Source organism: Metabacillus sp. Hm71 (assembly GCF_051842955.2).
In the GTDB taxonomy this organism is placed as follows: domain Bacteria; phylum Bacillota; class Bacilli; order Bacillales; family Bacillaceae; genus Metabacillus.
The window spans coordinates 1,110,775-1,126,940 of the sequence record NZ_CM200278.1; the positions used below are offsets into that span (position 1 = coordinate 1,110,775).

The window sequence follows — 16,166 nt, forward strand, 5'->3', positions numbered from 1 at the left end:
TGATGATGATGCAAGCAACAGAACAAGCACAACATTTGCAAAAAACAGATGAAAAATACCTTTGGCATGCAATGAGGGGGGCAGCGCCTAATCCAGCAAATTTAATTATCACAAAAGCAGATGGGGCATGGGTGACGGATATAGATGGAAACAGTTATTTAGACGGCATGTCAGGTCTTTGGTGCGTGAATGTGGGGTATGGCCGTAAAGAGCTTGCAAAAGCGGCTTTTGAACAACTTGTGGAAATGCCATATTTCCCTTTATCACAAAGTCATGTTCCTGCCATTAAGTTAGCAGAGAAATTAAATGAATGGCTTGGTGACGACTACGTCATTTTCTTTTCTAACAGTGGTTCAGAAGCGAACGAAACAGCATTTAAAATTGCTCGCCAATATCATCATCAAAAAGGGGATCATGGACGCTATAAGTTTATTTCACGCTATCGGGCTTACCACGGTAATTCAATGGGATCCCTTGCTGCAACAGGACAGGCACAACGAAAATATAAATATGAGCCATTGGGACAAGGGTTTCTCCATGTAGCACCTCCTGACACGTATCGTAATCCGGATGATGTTCATACATTGGCAAGCGCAGATGAAATCGACCGTGTCATGACATGGGAGTTGAGCGAAACATTGGCTGGTGTGATCATGGAACCGATTATTACCGGGGGCGGAATTTTAATGCCACCTGATGGATACATGGCAAAAGTAAAAGAAATTTGCGAGAAGCATGGTGCATTGCTTATTTGTGATGAAGTGATATGCGGATTTGGCCGGACAGGAAAACCATTCGGATTTATGAATTATGGCGTCAAACCAGATATCATTACAATGGCAAAAGGAATTACAAGTGCATATCTTCCGTTATCTGCAACGGCAGTCAGAAGAGAGATTTACGATGCTTATACAGGCAGTGAAGATTATGATCGCTTCCGCCATGTGAATACGTTTGGAGGAAATCCTGCTGCTTGCGCCCTTGCTTTGAAGAACCTAGAAATTATGGAGAATGAGAAGCTCATTGAACGCTCCAAGGAATTGGGTGAACGACTATTAATTGAATTAGAGGATGTAAAAGTCCATCCAAACGTTGGAGATGTTCGAGGAAAAGGTCTTCTCTTAGGCATTGAACTAGTAGAAGATAAGCAAACAAAAGAACCTGCTGCCATTGAAAAAGTGAACAAAGTCATCAGTGCTTGTAAAGAAAAAGGTCTGATTATCGGCAAAAATGGTGACACTGTTGCAGGATTCAATAATGTTCTGCAACTTTCTCCTCCATTAAGCATTACAGAAGATGACTTTACTTTTATTGTTAAAACGTTAAAGGATAGTATATTTCAATTGTAGTTAATTATAATTGAACATATGTAAAGTCATTATTGTTTGGAAGCTTGTAGGAGGGATTACAGCAAATGCTTTAGCTATTGTCAGGGCTCCTAAATCTTCAACTTAAATTAATTCACTTTTTATTATAATTTTCAACTTTGCCTTCCATAAAAAGGAGGGCAATCGTTTTTTATTTCACTTTAAGAAGTATAAAATTTTGTACTTAGTTTTAGTGTCTAGCTCCAGGCGCCATCGGCTCTAGGGTCTAGTCAAATAGGAATTGAAGGTAAAGAACACCTTCTATTCCTATTCGTTTTATGCTTGTCGCCGAATGCTATACGCCTTGCGTTTTTCTTATTAAAATATTCCCTCTTTTTTTCGTGTTCTAGGTTTTTATCGGAGGTAAACAAATCTCGTAATATCGTAGTTGAGTTGACCCAGTAGTACTTTGTTAAATCAACTATTAGTTATGATAAACAGTTGAAGATTTAGTCTACACTTAACGATCTAACCCGCTTCATTCTCCCAACTTAGTTGTATGTAAGCTGAAACCTGTAGCCATTCCAACTTCAATGTTAAATTAATAGCTATTAATTTTTAACACTATGTCCAATGTTAGCAATCTAAATATTATTTATATTTGTAATAATTAAAAGATTCTGTTTGGTTTTAAATCAAGATGCCAAAATAATTAGAGTAGTACTAAATGAAAAGATACGTAAGAAATTGACAGAAAAAGAGAATGAGCTATCAATTTTATTGGGGCATCTACTATTAATATGAGGAGGTGAATTAAATAAATTACTTGGTAAAGTATAGGGGAGATTGAACAGCTATTAATAGTTATTTTTGAACTGTATGATAATTTCTATGCGGATATTTACTGACTTTCGAGTATTCTGAAAAATTTGAAATCTATCTATGAATCTCATCATTATGTTGTTTAAAACTATATAAAAGCGAGGGGTTTAGAGAAAAACTTTAGTTTTCGGATGGGGGATTTTTTATGGAGACATTTGTAAATTGGCTCAATGGAATTGTTTGGAGTTCAGCATTGGTTTACATTTTCCTAGGAGTAGGGGTGTTTTATTCTGTTGCTACTCGTTTTCTTCAAATAAGGCATTTTAAGGATATGAGAAAGTTAATTTTTGAAGGTGGAAGTTCTGCGTCGGGGGTATCTTCTTTCCAGGGTTTAGCCATGACGCTTTCCAGTAGAGTAGGAATAGGGAATGTTGCAGGTGTGGCAACCGCTATCGCGTTTGGGGGGCCAGGTGCTCTCTTTTGGATGTGGGTTATGGCATTCTTAGGAGCTGCTACCTCTTTTGTAGAAACAACGCTCGCGCAAGTATATAAAGTTAAAGTGAATGGGCAATTGCGTGGAGGTCCATCCTTTTATATAGAAAAAGGGTTAAAAATGAAGTGGCTTGCTGTAATCTACGCCATTGTCACAGTGCTCGCGCAGGGAATACTATTACCGGCTTTACAGGCAAATACTGTTGCAGTTGGTATGGAAACTGCATTTGGGATAAAACCTTCAGTAACTGGGGTCCTATTGGTTGTTGCTCTAGCTACTATTATTTTTGGCGGTGTGAAACGAATTGCAAAATTTGCAGAGATACTTGTCCCATTTATGGCTGTTGGATATATTTTGGTTTGTTTCATTATTTTAGGTGTTAATTTTTTTGAAATTCCTCACATGTTTTCACTTATTATTACAAGTGCTATAGGAATGGATGCAACATTTGGAGGGATTATAGGTTCGGCAATTGCCTGGGGGGTTCGAAGAGGTATTTATTCAAATGCAGCCGGAGTAGGAAGTGAAATTTATGGGGCCGCAGCGGTAGAAGTTTCTCATCCTGCTAAACAAGGGCTAGTTCAGTCTTTTGCTGTCTATGTGGATACGCTACTTATTTGTTCTGCCACTGGGTTTATGATTCTTTCAACAGGTATGTATAATGTGACGCCGGATGGGATGAAACCACTTGTGAATAATCTGGGGAATGTTGAACCGGGTACAATTTACACACAAAAAGCAGTTGAATCGGTGCTGACAGGATTTGGTGCTCCTTTTGTGGCAATTGCCATTTTACTCTTTGCCTTTACTACATTAGTAGCCTATTATTATAGTGCAGAAACATGTCTTGCTTATGCAATGGGAAAAGTGAAGCGAGTTTGGACAGAGCATGTCTTAAAGTTTGTCATCTTGGCAATTGTTTTCTACGGTAGTATTAAAGCAGCGTCACTTGCCTGGGGATTAGGAGACCTAGGAATTGGAAGCATGGCCTGGTTGAATATATTTTCTATTTTATTCCTTTCTAAGCAAGCGTTTAAAGTATTAAAAGATTACGAGAGTCAGAGGAAGGAAGGAAAAGATCCTGTATTTGACCCTGCTAAGCTGGGTATAACAGGTGCTGAATATTGGGAAAAAGAATATAAAAATTTAAAACAAAATAAGTACATTGAGAATCAAGAACAGAATAAAAGGGCATCTATCTCTTCTTAAATGAAAGGAAACATTAGGCTTGCCTCTATAAATGGTTGGGCTATTTTCAACCGTAAAATGTCATTCTGATCACAGAATAATATGGGCAGAGGTGTAGTATTTATCTCATTTTTTTTTTAATAGTATTTGTCATGATCTTTGTCCATCCATCAAGAGGTCAACCTAATATTGGGATAAAGGAGGAGTTATATTTACATGGATGTTAATGTTGTTGTTATTACAGGTGCTGGAAGTGGGTTAGGGGCTTCGTTGGCAAAAAAATATTCTGACCTAGGCTGCCACGTATGTTTGCTCGGAAGAACGAAAACAAAACTTAGTCGAACAGCTGAAACATTAAGCTACAGTCATTCTATTTATGAAGTGGATGTTTCGTCTAAAAATAATGTAGCAAAAGTTTTGCAATTAATTAAAGAAGAAGTTGGACAAATTGATCTATTAATTAATAATGCAGGAGTTGGGGTCTTTGATTTGGCGGAAAATATAAGCGAAGAATCTATCCACCAAATGATTGATATTAACTTAAAAGGTACCATCTTTTGTACTCAAGAAGTATTAAACGACATGAAAAAGAGAAATCAGGGTAATATTGTCAACATTGTTTCTCTATCAGGTAAGAGAGGAAAAATTACCGAGTCGGTTTATAGTGCAAGTAAATTTGGTGCAAGGGGATTTACTGAAAGTTTAGCGCTTGAACTTGAGCATACTGCTATTAGGGTATTTGGGGCTTATATGGGGAATATGAAAACTGAATTATGGGAGGGAGCTAAAACAGAAGAAACGTTTATGGAACCGGATGATGTTGCAGATATCATCATGGAAAGTATCAAACCACGAAAAAACGTATTAGTGGAAGAAGTTGTTATTAAAGATAATAAGAATAAGTACTAATAAAGAAACTATTAATATAAAAATCAGATTATTCATTCTATTTATCCGATTTTGAGACATTTGTTTTAATTATTAATGATATGGTTCTCTTGCTTAAGGAATAAAAAGACATTTAATTTCTAGTTAAAGAAGGATGGGAATACAACTACATTTTAGGAGTGGTGAAAATGAGACTTAAAGATAAAGTGGCGTTAGTGACAGGAGCTGGATCCGGTATGGGTGCCGCGATTGCACAAGGATATCTTAAAGAAGGTGCACGAGTTGTCTTTGCGGATATTAATATAGAATCAGCACAAAGAGCGGCTCAAGAATCAGGAGCATCAGAGGAAATGTGGCTTGCTACATATATCAATGTTGGTAATCAAGCAGATGTAAAAAATTGCGTAGAGCTGACAGTTCAGAATTTTGGCCGGTTAGATATTCTCGTAGCAAATGCGGGAATTACGATACGGAAACCTTTTCTTGAATTAACAGAAGAAGATTACGACCGTGTTATGCAGGTCAATGCTAAGGGAGTATTTCTATGTAGTCAAGAAGCGGCTCGTGTTATGTCCGAACAAGGAGGAGGTGCAATTATTCATATCTCTTCTACTACTTCTATTCTTGCAGAACCGAACACTGTAGAATACGGTGCTTCCAAAGGAGCAGTTGCTGCTATGACACGTCATATGGCGTCAGATCTCGGAGGAATGAAAATCAGAGTAAACGCGATTGCACCAGGAACCATTCGGACTAATCTGACTGAAGCACGGTTGGCGGATCAAGGGGTAATGGAGCGTGAAAGTAGTCTAACCATGCTTAACCGGGTAGGTGAGACAGAAGATATTATAGGTCCAGCTGTTTTTCTGGCCTCAGACGAATCGTCATTCATTACTGGAACTCATATTTTCGTGGATGGAGGTTACTCAGTAAAATAATTTTGTAATTCAAATTAAGTTTAATCATGCAAAAGTGATTATGGTGCTAATGGAAAGAACCTTTATTTGTTTAGGTTCTTTTTTTCTATAAATGTAGTTATACAATAAGGGTTATAGCTTGAGTAAACCATATTGCTGTCTTTTTAAAAGTTTATGAAATGCAGAAAAGGCGGAGGTAGATCCTGTATTTTAATCTATATCACTTTAGAAAGGATACTGAAGTAATCCTCTGAAAATAAATAGTAGAAAATATTGAACAGACGTTTCTTGAAGCGATCTGTTTTTTTATACATTATACTTCAAGATTACTAGGTGAGAGGACACTGTGACTATAAAAGATCAATCTAGTTCAATTAGTGTTAAATAAATGACTAGATATATTTTACACATTGTCCAATGAAGAACATTAATACCTGATGTATCTTTAAAGCAGATAGTATTTACAAAATTCTTAATTTTACAATTTGTATAAATTGATGAAGAGGTGATCTTAATGATTTTAGAAAAAACTGATATTGAATCAGTTTTAATCAGCAATAGTATTACTCAAAAAATGTTCATAAATGGTGAGTGGGCATTAAGTGAATCAAATCAAACAAGAGAAATTGTTAATCCTGCAAATGGAGAGGTAATTGGAATAGTTACTGAGGGGACGGCAGAAGATGCCAAAAAGGCAATTGAAGCTGCACGACAGGCATTTTATGAAAATGGATGGATGAATAGCAAAGCTAGACATCGTGCAGAACTACTTCTTCAGATTTCAAATAAATTAGATGAAAGAAAAGAAGAATTTGCTTATTTGGATACATTGAATAATGGAAAAACATTAAGAGAGTCAATTGCTGACGTTGAAGATGCTGTAAATCAATTACGTTATTATGCTGGGTTAGCAACAAAGCCACATGGTCAAACTTACGATGTTCCCGATGACATTCAAGCAATGGTTGTCCGTGAACCGATCGGTGTTGTGGGACTTATCGTTCCTTGGAACTACCCGTTAGTTATGGCAAATCAAAAAATTGCTGCCGCCCTTGCTGCTGGTTGTACAGTGATTGTGAAACCAGCACAACAGACGCCACTTTCTGTCATTCGCTTATTTGAAATAATTGATGAAGTAGGATTTCCACCTGGTGTCGTTAACCTAGTGTTAGGTCCTGGAAGTAAAGTAGGGGCAGAATTAGTGTCTAATCCTGACGTTGATAAAATTTCCTTTACCGGTGGAACTGATACAGGCATTAGGTTAATGAAATCGGCAGCGGATACAGTGAAGAAGATTAGTTTAGAATTAGGCGGAAAATCTCCTAATATTGTTTTTGCTGATGCAGATTTTGAAACAGCAGTTGATTATGCATTATTTGCTATATTTGCAAATCAAGGCCAAGTGTGTTCAGCAGGCTCACGGTTATTGCTGGAAGAAAGTCTATATGAAACGTTTGTACCTGAATTAGTCAAACGTGCCAAGATGATCAAAGTTGGTCCAGGTTGGGAAGCAGATGTTGAAATGGGACCACTCGTTTCAGAAGATCATATGAACACTGTCCTTGACTATATTGAGATCGGAAAAAAGGAAGGGGCTACCTTGCTTTGTGGAGGAAACCGAATTGTCGAGGGTGATTATGGTAAGGGTTATTTTGTTGAGCCTACGATCTTTGGAGATACAACACCTAACATGAGAATTGTTCAGGAAGAAATTTTTGGTCCGGTTTTAGTGATTCAAACCTTCAAAACAGAAGAGGAAGCCATAGAATTAGCGAATGGTACAGCTTTTGGTTTGGCTGGTGCTGTGTTCACGAATGACGGCGCTAAAGCACATCGTGTGATTCGCAGGTTGCGTGCAGGGATTACATGGATCAATACGTATCACCCAACGTTTAATGAAGCGCCTTGGGGCGGGTACAAGCAAAGCGGAATCGGCAGAGACTTGGGAACGTATGGTTTTGAAGAGTATCTAGAAACGAAGCAGATTAATGTAAACCTTAAAGTTGAACCATCAGGATTTTTTCAGGGGAAATAGCAGTAGAGAAACCATATTTTCTTAGAGGGGATTTCAAATGAGAAATTTTGATGTTGTGGTCATTGGAGCTGGTGTAATTGGATCTAGTGTAGCATACCATTTGGCAAAAAAGGGTCTTGAGGTTGCATTGATTGAAAAAGGCGGTGTTGCATCAGGTACTTCGAGCAGATGTGACGCAGTTGCATTAATTTGTGATAAAAAACCTGGTATTGATACGGAAATAGGCTATGCAAGTATCCAGCTTTTTAAACAATTAGCCAGAGAATTTTCAGTCGATTTCGAGTTTGCTTCACGAGGAAGTTTATATGTTTGTGAAACAGAAAAAGAGCTGGAAATTGCCAGGGAATATGTTTCTCAGCAAGCAAAAGATGGTTATGATATGCGCATGGTTGACAGACATGAATTACAGGAAATTGAACCATATTTAGCTGATGATTTAGCCGGAGGAATATGGACAGAAGTAGATTCGTCCATGAACCCATATAAATTATGTTATGCCTTTGTTGAAGAAGGAAAAAAGCTGGGTCTAAAAGTTTATGACTATCATGCTGTGCAAAATATTACACTTGATGACAAAGGAAGGGTTGAAAGTGTAGTAACAGACCGAGGCACCTTCAAAACAAAAAGAATCGTTAATTGTGCCGGAGTATGGTCACCTAAAATAGCAGAAATGGTAGGGGTTCATATCCCGATTAAGCCAAGAAAAGGCATGGTCTTAATATCTGAGAAAACGCCATTGAAGGTGGCAAGTCAAAAAGTTCATGAATTCGGATACATGTTATCTAAATTCGAAGATATTAAGTTTAAAAGAAATGTAAGTGAATTAGTTGAAAAACATAATGTCGCTTTTACGATTGAGCCTACTGACGCAAATAACTTTTTAGTAGGAGGACATCGGGCCTTTAGAGGGTTTGATATTAGCTCAGAAGTCGAGGTTATGCGTGCCATTGCAGAGAGGGCCATTCGCTTCTTGCCCGTCTTAAAAGAAATTAACTGCATAAGAGCCTATGCTGGAGTGAGACCTTGGGTTGAAGACCACCTTCCAATTGTGTCAGAAGTGGAAGAAGTCCCTGGGTTCTTTATTGCCAGTGGGCATGAAGGAGATGGAATCAGTATGTCTCCGATCACCGGAAGAATGGTGGCTCAGCTCATAACAGGTGAGCCAACAGATTTTAACATTGATAAATTGAATTATTCTAGATACAAGAAAAAACAAGCTATTAATATCTAAAATTATAATAATTGGAGGAATAAATGATGAGCATTGCACCAAAAGGAATTTTTGTACCATTAATAACGCCATTCAATGATGATGAAACCATTGATTTTAAGTCTTATCAGAAAGTAATCGACTTTCAAATTGAAAGCGGAGTCCATGGTCTTCTGGTTGGAGGCACAACAGGAGAATACCATGTTATGTCATTAGAGGAACGGAAAAGTTTAATCAAGGCTGGCTGTGAATATGCTGCAGGAAGAGTACCTGTTATGGCAGGTGTTGGATGCCCAACTGCCAAAGAAACAATCGAACTTGCCAATTATGCTGCAGATTGTGGCGCTAAATGGGGACTGGTTCTGCCTCCTTATTATCATAAGACTAGTGAAAAAGGAATTCGGGAATTTTTCAAGGAAGTAGCTGCAAAATCAAATGTCGGAATCGTTATTTACAATTATCCGGGAGCAACCAGTGTTACCATTTCTCCTGAAATGATCTATGAATTAAGCCAGGAAGAAAACATTGTAAGTGTTAAAGAATCAGCAGATTTTGGTCACTTATGTGAAGTTGTGGCTTTGACGAAGGATGTTGAAAACTTTACTGTATTTACTGGTGAAGAACACTTTATCCTTCCTACTTTCTCCGTTGGAGGACAGGGTGCTTTTGGAATCCTCGTTAATTTGCTTCCTAAGGAACTAGTAGAGATATACGAACTGGCAGTTGAGAAGAGCGATCTAAATGCTGCGCGTGATTTGAATAGAAAATTATCAGGCATCTATGGCTTAATGGAGGCGGAAGGTAATCCATATCCAGGGCCGGTAAAAGCAGGCATGGACCTGATCGGAATGAAAGGCGGGAAAGTGAGAAAGCCTTTAACACAACCTACAGACGAGATAAAAGAAAAGATTAAAGAGGAACTAGTAAAGTTAGGATATAAAGTTAAATCATCGGATAAGCCAAGTTTTTCTGGGGTATAAATGAAAAACTTAAAGAATCAGGGTATTCAGTCAACTAAAAAAGATTGAGATTAAATAGATTCAGAGAATACAAAAGTATTCTCTGAATCTATAAGGAGGAACCGCAATTGATCTCTAAAGATTTGATCGATGCACGGGAATATGGATATTTAGGCAAAGAAAAAGAGAGTACGATTATTACGATGAAAAAAGGCCAGTATGTAGCGGGATATTCAGTTGGAATCCTTTATTTAGATGAATGCTGGTACCCTGTTTTACCAGGAAATGTTGCAAATCTATCTACCTATGACTTTCCTGTAAGGCTAAAAGTCGTGCCAAATTGTAATCAAGAAAGAATTCATTTAGGTGATCCTACATTACTCGACGATATTATAAAAGCTGCAAAAGAATTTGAAGCAGAAGGAGCGCGGGCAATATGTGCGGCATGTGGATTTTTTGGCAATTTCCAAGATAAAGTAGCTGCAGCTGTTGATATTCCAGTTTATCTTTCAAGTGTTGTTCAAGTACCTTGGATTAAGACTGGCCTAAAACCCAGCCAAAAAATTGGTATGTTGACAGCAGATGCAAATGGAATTACTCCAAACCTATTTAAAAGTTGTGGTATAGATGATCCAAATATTTGTGTAGTAAGAGATTTAGGCAGGTTGCCTGAATTTTCAGCCATCATTGAGAGCAGAGGATCTTTTGATAATGAAAAGGTAAGAAGAGAAGTAGTAGATGCAGCTGTCAATATGGTAAATGAAAATTCTGATATCGGCGCGATTCTATTGGAATGCAGTGATTTACCGCCGTATGCAGCTGATATTCAAAGAGCTGTTAAACTTCCGGTATTTGATTTTATTACCATGATCAAATGGGCTCATTATGCAACTAGTCAAAAACCATATTATGGTTTTATCTAAAAAATATCGTGAAAACATAGATTAAGTTAAACGTAGCATGTAAACAAACAAGCATCGCAGTATTTCAATAATATCCTCTAATGTGCTACTTAAGTACGTATGAGACATCAAACGTTCACTCTGCGTAAAAATAGTTGGCAGCACATCTATTTTACACAGGATGAATGTTGATGTCTCTTTCGTTTATATAACCGTAATTATATGTGGAGAACAATAGTTCCTTACACATTTAAAGAGAACCTAGACTAGAAACAATGGAGGAGAAATCCCATGAGTGAAAATCAAACCGTAATATGTAGATGTGAAGAAATAACGTTGAAAGAAATTAAAGAAACGGTTGAGCGTTTTCAATGTTCCTCACGTGAGGTAAAGTTACGAACTCGTGCAGGGATGGGACCATGCGGGGGACGTACTTGTCGAGGTATGATCGATCGATTGGTAGAGCAATTAGGTGGACCAGCGGTTTCTAATGAAGTGTCACTTAGCTATCGTCCTCCTGTCCGACCAGTTTCATTTGGTGTATTAGGAGGGGAGACAAAATGAATTCAATGAGAGTTAATGATCATCCTGTTTTAGGAAATCTTGAAAAACAAACAAAAATAAAGATTTACTTTGATGATCAACAATATGTCGCTTATGAAGGAGATACCATTGCATCTGCCTTGCTTGCATCCGGAGTTCGTACCCTTCGTCGTCATGAGGACAAGGACACTCCACGAGGGATTTACTGTAATATAGGTCATTGCTTTGAGTGCCGGGTAAGAGTAAACGGCAAAAATACAGTTAGGGCTTGTTTAACTCCAGTAGAAAACAATATGCGAATTGAATCAGGTCTATTCTCTCTCTGCAACTTCTCAAAAAGGAGGTAAGTTATGATTGATCTTGTGATTGTAGGTGCGGGCCCGGCTGGGTTAGGCGCAGCCATATCGGCAGCCGAAAATGGATTAGAAGTGTGTGTATTAGATGAGTTCGTAAAGCCTGGAGGCCGTTTATTGGGGCAGCTGCATGAGGAACCTGATGGCAAGTGGGTGAACGGGATTGCGGAAGCACAAAAACTCCATGAACGTGCCATTCAACTTGGGGTAAATATCCTATGTGGAGTATCCGTATATGATTTAATGAAATTGGACGATGGGTGGTGTGTATATACTACTGATAAAGCAATCGAGTCTAAATGTCTTTTGCTTGCTACAGGAGCTTCCGAAACTCCTATTCCGATTCCGGGATGGACTCTTCCAGGTGTCATGTCGATTGGAGCAGCTCAGGTAATGGGGAATGTACATCGTGTGAAGCCGGGAGAGAAAGGGATCATTATCGGTGTTAATGTCCTCTCAGTAGCAATTGCAAGGGAATTGCAATTATGTGGCGTTCACATTGAGAGTATCTTGCTTCCACAGCCGGGTCTTTTATCTGGCGATGCCGCCAATCCGGAGAAAATGATGGAATCACTTTTACGATTATCACATTTAGCACCTTCACCTTTAATCCGATTTGGCGGGAAGTGGGTAAGCCCGAAACTTGGAGCACGGTTGTATCCGAAAAATGGATTTAAAATGTGGGATATTCCTATTCAACTCCGTAAAACAGCGCTAGAAATACTTGGGGAAAAGCAAGTGGAAGGTGTGCGCGTTGCTGATATTTCTGCATCTGGGGAGGTTGTATCCGGAACGGACAAAATAGTATCTGCTGATTTCGTCTGTATTGCAGGCGGTCTCACACCAATGTCCGAACTTGCGGCTGTTGCTGGTTGCTCTTTCTGCTATGTTCCCGAACTAGGAGGACATGTTCCTTTGCATAATGAATTTATGCAAACTAATCTCACTGGTTTATATGTAGCAGGCAATATCACAGGTGTTGAAAGTGCTAAAGTGGCTAGGGCCCAAGGAACAGTAGCTGGACTTGCGATTGCACGTGAACTTAACGCTCTAGTGGATCGTGCTGATGAGAAAATTGATGCGGCTATAGCGGGGGTTATGGAAATACGGCTCAAAGCGCTTATCCAATTCCAGCCAGGCATTGAAGAAGCGCGTACGGAACTTCATCATAAATTTTATGAATCTCGTGGGAAAAAGCTCTTGATCTAATTGCGGATCGAATTTTTTAAGTCTTGTTAGTGTTTTACTGAACGTAAGTATGCAAAAAATGCTTCCCGTATTAGAAGAAGGACTAATGCGGGTATTTTTAGTTGACTTATCAGAAAATCATTTTCGTTATTCACGTTTTCAGGTTAAGATACGGAATGTTAAAAATTTAAGCATGGAGGTAAAATTGATGAAGGTATTGGTCATTGTAGCTCATCCAAATATTGAAGAGTCGACTGTGAACAGAACATGGATAGGTGAATTGAAGAAGTACCCCAATATAACTGTTCATGAACTTTATAAGCAATATCCAGATGAAAAAATTGATATTGAAAGAGAACAAAAGTTATGTGAAGAACATGATAGGATTGTTTGGCAGTTTCCATTTTATTGGTATAGTTCTCCACCACTTCTTAAAAAATGGCAGGATGAAGTACTTACTCATGGATGGGCATATGGTTCAAATGGGAATAAATTGCATAATAAAGAGCTCATTTTAGCAGTAACAACAGGCAGTGCAAAAGAAAGATACCAAGCTGGTGGACGTAATCATTACTCTATGAGCGAACTATTAAAACCATTCCAGGCAACTAGTAATTTAATAGGGACTAATTTTTTGCCGGCTTTTATTTTCAACGGAACATATACTGCAATGGATGAAGAAATAAAAGAAAGTGCAAAAGCATATGTGAATTATATTCTAGCCAGGGATATTATTGAGTGAACAGATTGAAGCTCATAGCATGTAATCTATTAATATGATTATAAAAATAGCGAATATTTCCTAGACTTAAGGGGGTATTCGTTTTTTACCAATGTGAAATGAGTGCCCATAATGTCCTAGCATATCTCGTCCATATTTAATAGAGATATCGAAAAAGAGAGGGGAATTTTGTGAAGTCATCATTTACTATGCCATATATAGCGCTGGTTATAGGAGTAATAGCTGTTTCGACTTCAGCTGTTTTAGTTAAATTAACAACAGCACCTTCAGCTGTGGTTGCATTTTATCGACTATTTTTTCAGCACTGCTTATTTTGCCGTTTTTTTTATTTAGGAACTTACCTGAATTAAAGGCTTTTTCAAAAAAGGATTGGCTTTTTTCGAGTGTTGCCGGCGTGTTTTTAGCAGTCCATTTTATTTTATGGTTTGAATCTCTTAATTTTACTTCTGTTGCAAGTTCGGTTGTGCTTGTTACGCTGCAGCCTCTCTTTTCGTTTGTCGGCACTTATTTTTTCTTTAAAGAGAAAATATCGTTCACTGCTGTTATAAGCTCAGTGATTGCTATAATCGGAAGCTTCATTATTAGTTGGGGAGATTTTCATGTCAGCGGTATGGCTTTATTTGGAGATATTCTCGCATTAGCAGCTTGTGCGATGGTGACTGCTTACTTGCTGTTTGGTCAAGAAGTGAGAAAAAGGCATTCTTTAACCGCTTATACATTTATTGTATACAGCTTTAGTGCGATTACATTGTTTATTTACTGCATTTTTTTGCAATATCCATTAATGAGCTATCCTCTTCAAGACTGGGTATATTTTTTGCTGCTAGCCGTCGTTCCTACTTTATTTGGTCTTTCATTGTTTAATTGGTCATTAAAATGGATCAGCACGAATGTCATTTCGGTTTCGATATTGTTTGAACCCGTCGGAGCTATTATTTTAGCTTATATCTTACTAGGAGAAACCGTCATAATTTCTCAAGTAATCGGCGGCATCATCATTGTTTTTGGGATCCTTGTGTTTGCATTTGAAAAACAATTAAAAAGGATCGTAAAAACGAAAATGGGCAACATTTTACCAAAAAATGAAAGCATCTAACATACTGAAGGTAATTGAGACAATACTTGATAAGGAGAAGGTGGAACAGCAGCAATATAATTAGAATGTTTCTGTATCAAAAAATCTTGAGAGGATCATAGCATGGAATTTATTAATATGAGTATAAAAACAGCGGGTATCTCCTAGTCTTAAGGAAATATCCGTTTTTTTGTGTTTAACCGCTGTAAAATGAACGTCCACAATGTCGTATCCTATCTACCATGTATTTTACAGTGTGTCTAATGAAGTTCAAGCAACCAATGCTTATACTTGAAATACAATTCTAACCGTAATCAAAACCAATTTTAGTTTAAGAGGTTGGAGAAATCTATTTTATTCTAGGAAACTACTTACTTTAGGAGGAAGATTAACATGATTATTGGAGTACCAAAAGAGGTTAAAAATAATGAAAATCGTGTAGCTCTTACACCAGCTGGATTAATTTCTTTTGTAAATGCTGGACATAAGGTGTTGGTTGAAAAAGATGCTGGGGCTGGAAGTGGTTTTACAAACGAAGATTACGCCAATGCTGGTGCAGAGATTATTGAAAATGCTGCAGATGTGTGGTCTCAAGCTGAAATGATTATGAAAGTAAAAGAACCTCTTCCAAGCGAATATGGTTACTTCCGTGAAGGATTAATCTTATTCACTTACTTACACTTAGCTGCTGAGCCGGCCTTAGGTCAAGCTCTTAAGGACAAAGGAGTTATTGCTATTGCCTATGAAACTGTTGAGGTAAATCGTACTCTTCCTCTCCTTACTCCAATGAGTGAGGTAGCAGGTCGTATGGCTGCACAAATTGGTTCTCAATTCTTACAAAAATCAAATGGCGGTAAAGGTATCCTTCTTGCAGGTGTTCCTGGTGTCAGTCGCGGCAAGGTGACCATCATTGGTGGGGGTGTTGTGGGAACAAATGCAGCGAAAATGGCAATCGGTTTAGGGGCTGATGTCACCATCATTGACTTAAGTGCAGATCGATTACGTCAATTAGATGATATCTTTGGCAATCAAATTAAAACATTAATGTCCAATCCATTCAACATTGCACAAGCTGTAGCTGAAGCGGATCTTTTAATCGGAGCTGTGTTAATTCCAGGTGCAAAAGCTCCTAAGCTGGTAACGGAAGAAATGGTAAAAGCAATGAAACCTGGTTCTGTAGTCGTAGATGTGGCCATTGACCAAGGAGGTATTGTAGAGACGGTTGATCATATTACAACACATGACAACCCAACATATGAAAAACACGGTGTGGTTCATTACGCAGTGGCAAACATGCCTGGGGCGGTCCCAAGAACTTCTACCATTGCTTTAACAAATGTCACAGTTCCTTACGCGTTGCAGATTGCAAACAAAGGTGTATTGAAAGCAATTTCTAATAACGAATCCTTAAAGCTTGGATTAAACATAGCAAACGGCGAAATCACATACGAAGCTGTGGCGAGAGAACTTGGTTATCATTTTGTTTCACCGGAAAAGGTTTTTGAAAAGGAACTTATGAATGTTTAAGTAAGATTAATAAATTT

General features: G+C 38.1%; 13 protein-coding genes and 1 pseudogene. All 14 read left to right on the top strand.

What is annotated here, in order from left to right:
- Positions 1-8: 8 nt before the first annotated feature.
- A complete protein-coding gene (locus ACSVDH_RS05620; RefSeq protein ID WP_439249140.1) occupies positions 9-1,349 on the top strand; it encodes an aspartate aminotransferase family protein in 1,341 nt (446 codons plus the stop codon).
- A 985-nt stretch (positions 1,350-2,334) separates the two neighbouring features.
- Complete coding sequence (locus ACSVDH_RS05625) at positions 2,335-3,831, top strand: alanine/glycine:cation symporter family protein (RefSeq protein ID WP_439248784.1); 1,497 nt, start codon at positions 2,335-2,337, stop codon at positions 3,829-3,831.
- Between the two features lie 195 nt (positions 3,832-4,026).
- Positions 4,027-4,719, top strand: a complete 693-nt coding sequence (locus ACSVDH_RS05630; RefSeq protein ID WP_439248785.1) for an SDR family oxidoreductase — start codon at positions 4,027-4,029, stop codon at positions 4,717-4,719.
- 167 nt (positions 4,720-4,886) lie between these two features.
- Positions 4,887-5,636, top strand: coding sequence for an SDR family NAD(P)-dependent oxidoreductase (locus tag ACSVDH_RS05635; protein WP_439248786.1), 750 nt, complete (start codon positions 4,887-4,889; stop codon positions 5,634-5,636).
- Positions 5,637-6,129: 493 nt separating this feature from the next.
- Positions 6,130-7,650 carry an aldehyde dehydrogenase family protein gene (locus tag ACSVDH_RS05640; RefSeq protein WP_439248787.1) on the top strand — a complete coding sequence of 507 codons (1,521 nt, stop codon included), beginning with the start codon at positions 6,130-6,132 and terminating at the stop codon, positions 7,648-7,650.
- Positions 7,651-7,687: 37 nt separating this feature from the next.
- Positions 7,688-8,881: an NAD(P)/FAD-dependent oxidoreductase gene (locus tag ACSVDH_RS05645; protein WP_439248788.1), complete on the top strand. Its 1,194-nt coding sequence runs from the start codon at positions 7,688-7,690 to the stop codon at positions 8,879-8,881.
- A 26-nt stretch (positions 8,882-8,907) separates the two neighbouring features.
- Positions 8,908-9,840 (top strand): 4-hydroxy-tetrahydrodipicolinate synthase, encoded by a 933-nt coding sequence (gene dapA / locus ACSVDH_RS05650; RefSeq protein ID WP_439248789.1) that lies wholly within the window; start codon positions 8,908-8,910, stop codon positions 9,838-9,840.
- Between the two features lie 107 nt (positions 9,841-9,947).
- Positions 9,948-10,742, top strand: coding sequence for an aspartate/glutamate racemase family protein (locus tag ACSVDH_RS05655; protein WP_439248790.1), 795 nt, complete (start codon positions 9,948-9,950; stop codon positions 10,740-10,742).
- Positions 10,743-11,012: 270 nt separating this feature from the next.
- Entirely contained in the window at positions 11,013-11,285 is a 273-nt protein-coding gene (locus ACSVDH_RS05660) for a (2Fe-2S)-binding protein (protein ID WP_439248791.1), read from the top strand.
- A 5-nt stretch (positions 11,286-11,290) separates the two neighbouring features.
- Entirely contained in the window at positions 11,291-11,611 is a 321-nt protein-coding gene (locus ACSVDH_RS05665) for a (2Fe-2S)-binding protein (RefSeq protein WP_439249141.1), read from the top strand.
- A 3-nt stretch (positions 11,612-11,614) separates the two neighbouring features.
- Positions 11,615-12,826, top strand: a complete 1,212-nt coding sequence (locus ACSVDH_RS05670; protein WP_439248792.1) for an NAD(P)/FAD-dependent oxidoreductase — start codon at positions 11,615-11,617, stop codon at positions 12,824-12,826.
- Positions 12,827-13,013: 187 nt separating this feature from the next.
- Positions 13,014-13,547: an NAD(P)H-dependent oxidoreductase gene (locus tag ACSVDH_RS05675; protein WP_439248793.1), complete on the top strand. Its 534-nt coding sequence runs from the start codon at positions 13,014-13,016 to the stop codon at positions 13,545-13,547.
- Between the two features lie 188 nt (positions 13,548-13,735).
- A pseudogene (locus ACSVDH_RS05680) lies at positions 13,736-14,643 on the top strand (DMT family transporter).
- A gap of 372 nt (positions 14,644-15,015) precedes the next feature.
- The gene (gene ald / locus ACSVDH_RS05685; RefSeq protein WP_439248794.1) at positions 15,016-16,149 is read left to right on the top strand and encodes an alanine dehydrogenase; all 1,134 of its coding nucleotides are present in this window, start codon (positions 15,016-15,018) and stop codon (positions 16,147-16,149) included.
- Positions 16,150-16,166 lie beyond the last annotated feature (17 nt).

What these genes read in the sequence shown, in the direction of transcription:
- ACSVDH_RS05620 (WP_439249140.1), top strand. Translation starts at nt 9, where the DNA reads ATGCAAGCAACAGAACAAGCACAACATTTGCAAAAAACAGATGAAAAA.
- ACSVDH_RS05625 (WP_439248784.1), top strand. Translation starts at nt 2,335, where the DNA reads ATGGAGACATTTGTAAATTGGCTCAATGGAATTGTTTGGAGTTCAGCA.
- ACSVDH_RS05630 (WP_439248785.1), top strand. Translation starts at nt 4,027, where the DNA reads ATGGATGTTAATGTTGTTGTTATTACAGGTGCTGGAAGTGGGTTAGGG.
- ACSVDH_RS05635 (WP_439248786.1), top strand. Translation starts at nt 4,887, where the DNA reads ATGAGACTTAAAGATAAAGTGGCGTTAGTGACAGGAGCTGGATCCGGT.
- ACSVDH_RS05640 (WP_439248787.1), top strand. Translation starts at nt 6,130, where the DNA reads ATGATTTTAGAAAAAACTGATATTGAATCAGTTTTAATCAGCAATAGT.
- ACSVDH_RS05645 (WP_439248788.1), top strand. Translation starts at nt 7,688, where the DNA reads ATGAGAAATTTTGATGTTGTGGTCATTGGAGCTGGTGTAATTGGATCT.
- dapA (WP_439248789.1), top strand. Translation starts at nt 8,908, where the DNA reads ATGAGCATTGCACCAAAAGGAATTTTTGTACCATTAATAACGCCATTC.
- ACSVDH_RS05660 (WP_439248791.1), top strand. Translation starts at nt 11,013, where the DNA reads ATGAGTGAAAATCAAACCGTAATATGTAGATGTGAAGAAATAACGTTG.
- ACSVDH_RS05665 (WP_439249141.1), top strand. Translation starts at nt 11,291, where the DNA reads ATGAGAGTTAATGATCATCCTGTTTTAGGAAATCTTGAAAAACAAACA.
- ACSVDH_RS05670 (WP_439248792.1), top strand. Translation starts at nt 11,615, where the DNA reads ATGATTGATCTTGTGATTGTAGGTGCGGGCCCGGCTGGGTTAGGCGCA.
- ACSVDH_RS05675 (WP_439248793.1), top strand. Translation starts at nt 13,014, where the DNA reads ATGAAGGTATTGGTCATTGTAGCTCATCCAAATATTGAAGAGTCGACT.
- ald (WP_439248794.1), top strand. Translation starts at nt 15,016, where the DNA reads ATGATTATTGGAGTACCAAAAGAGGTTAAAAATAATGAAAATCGTGTA.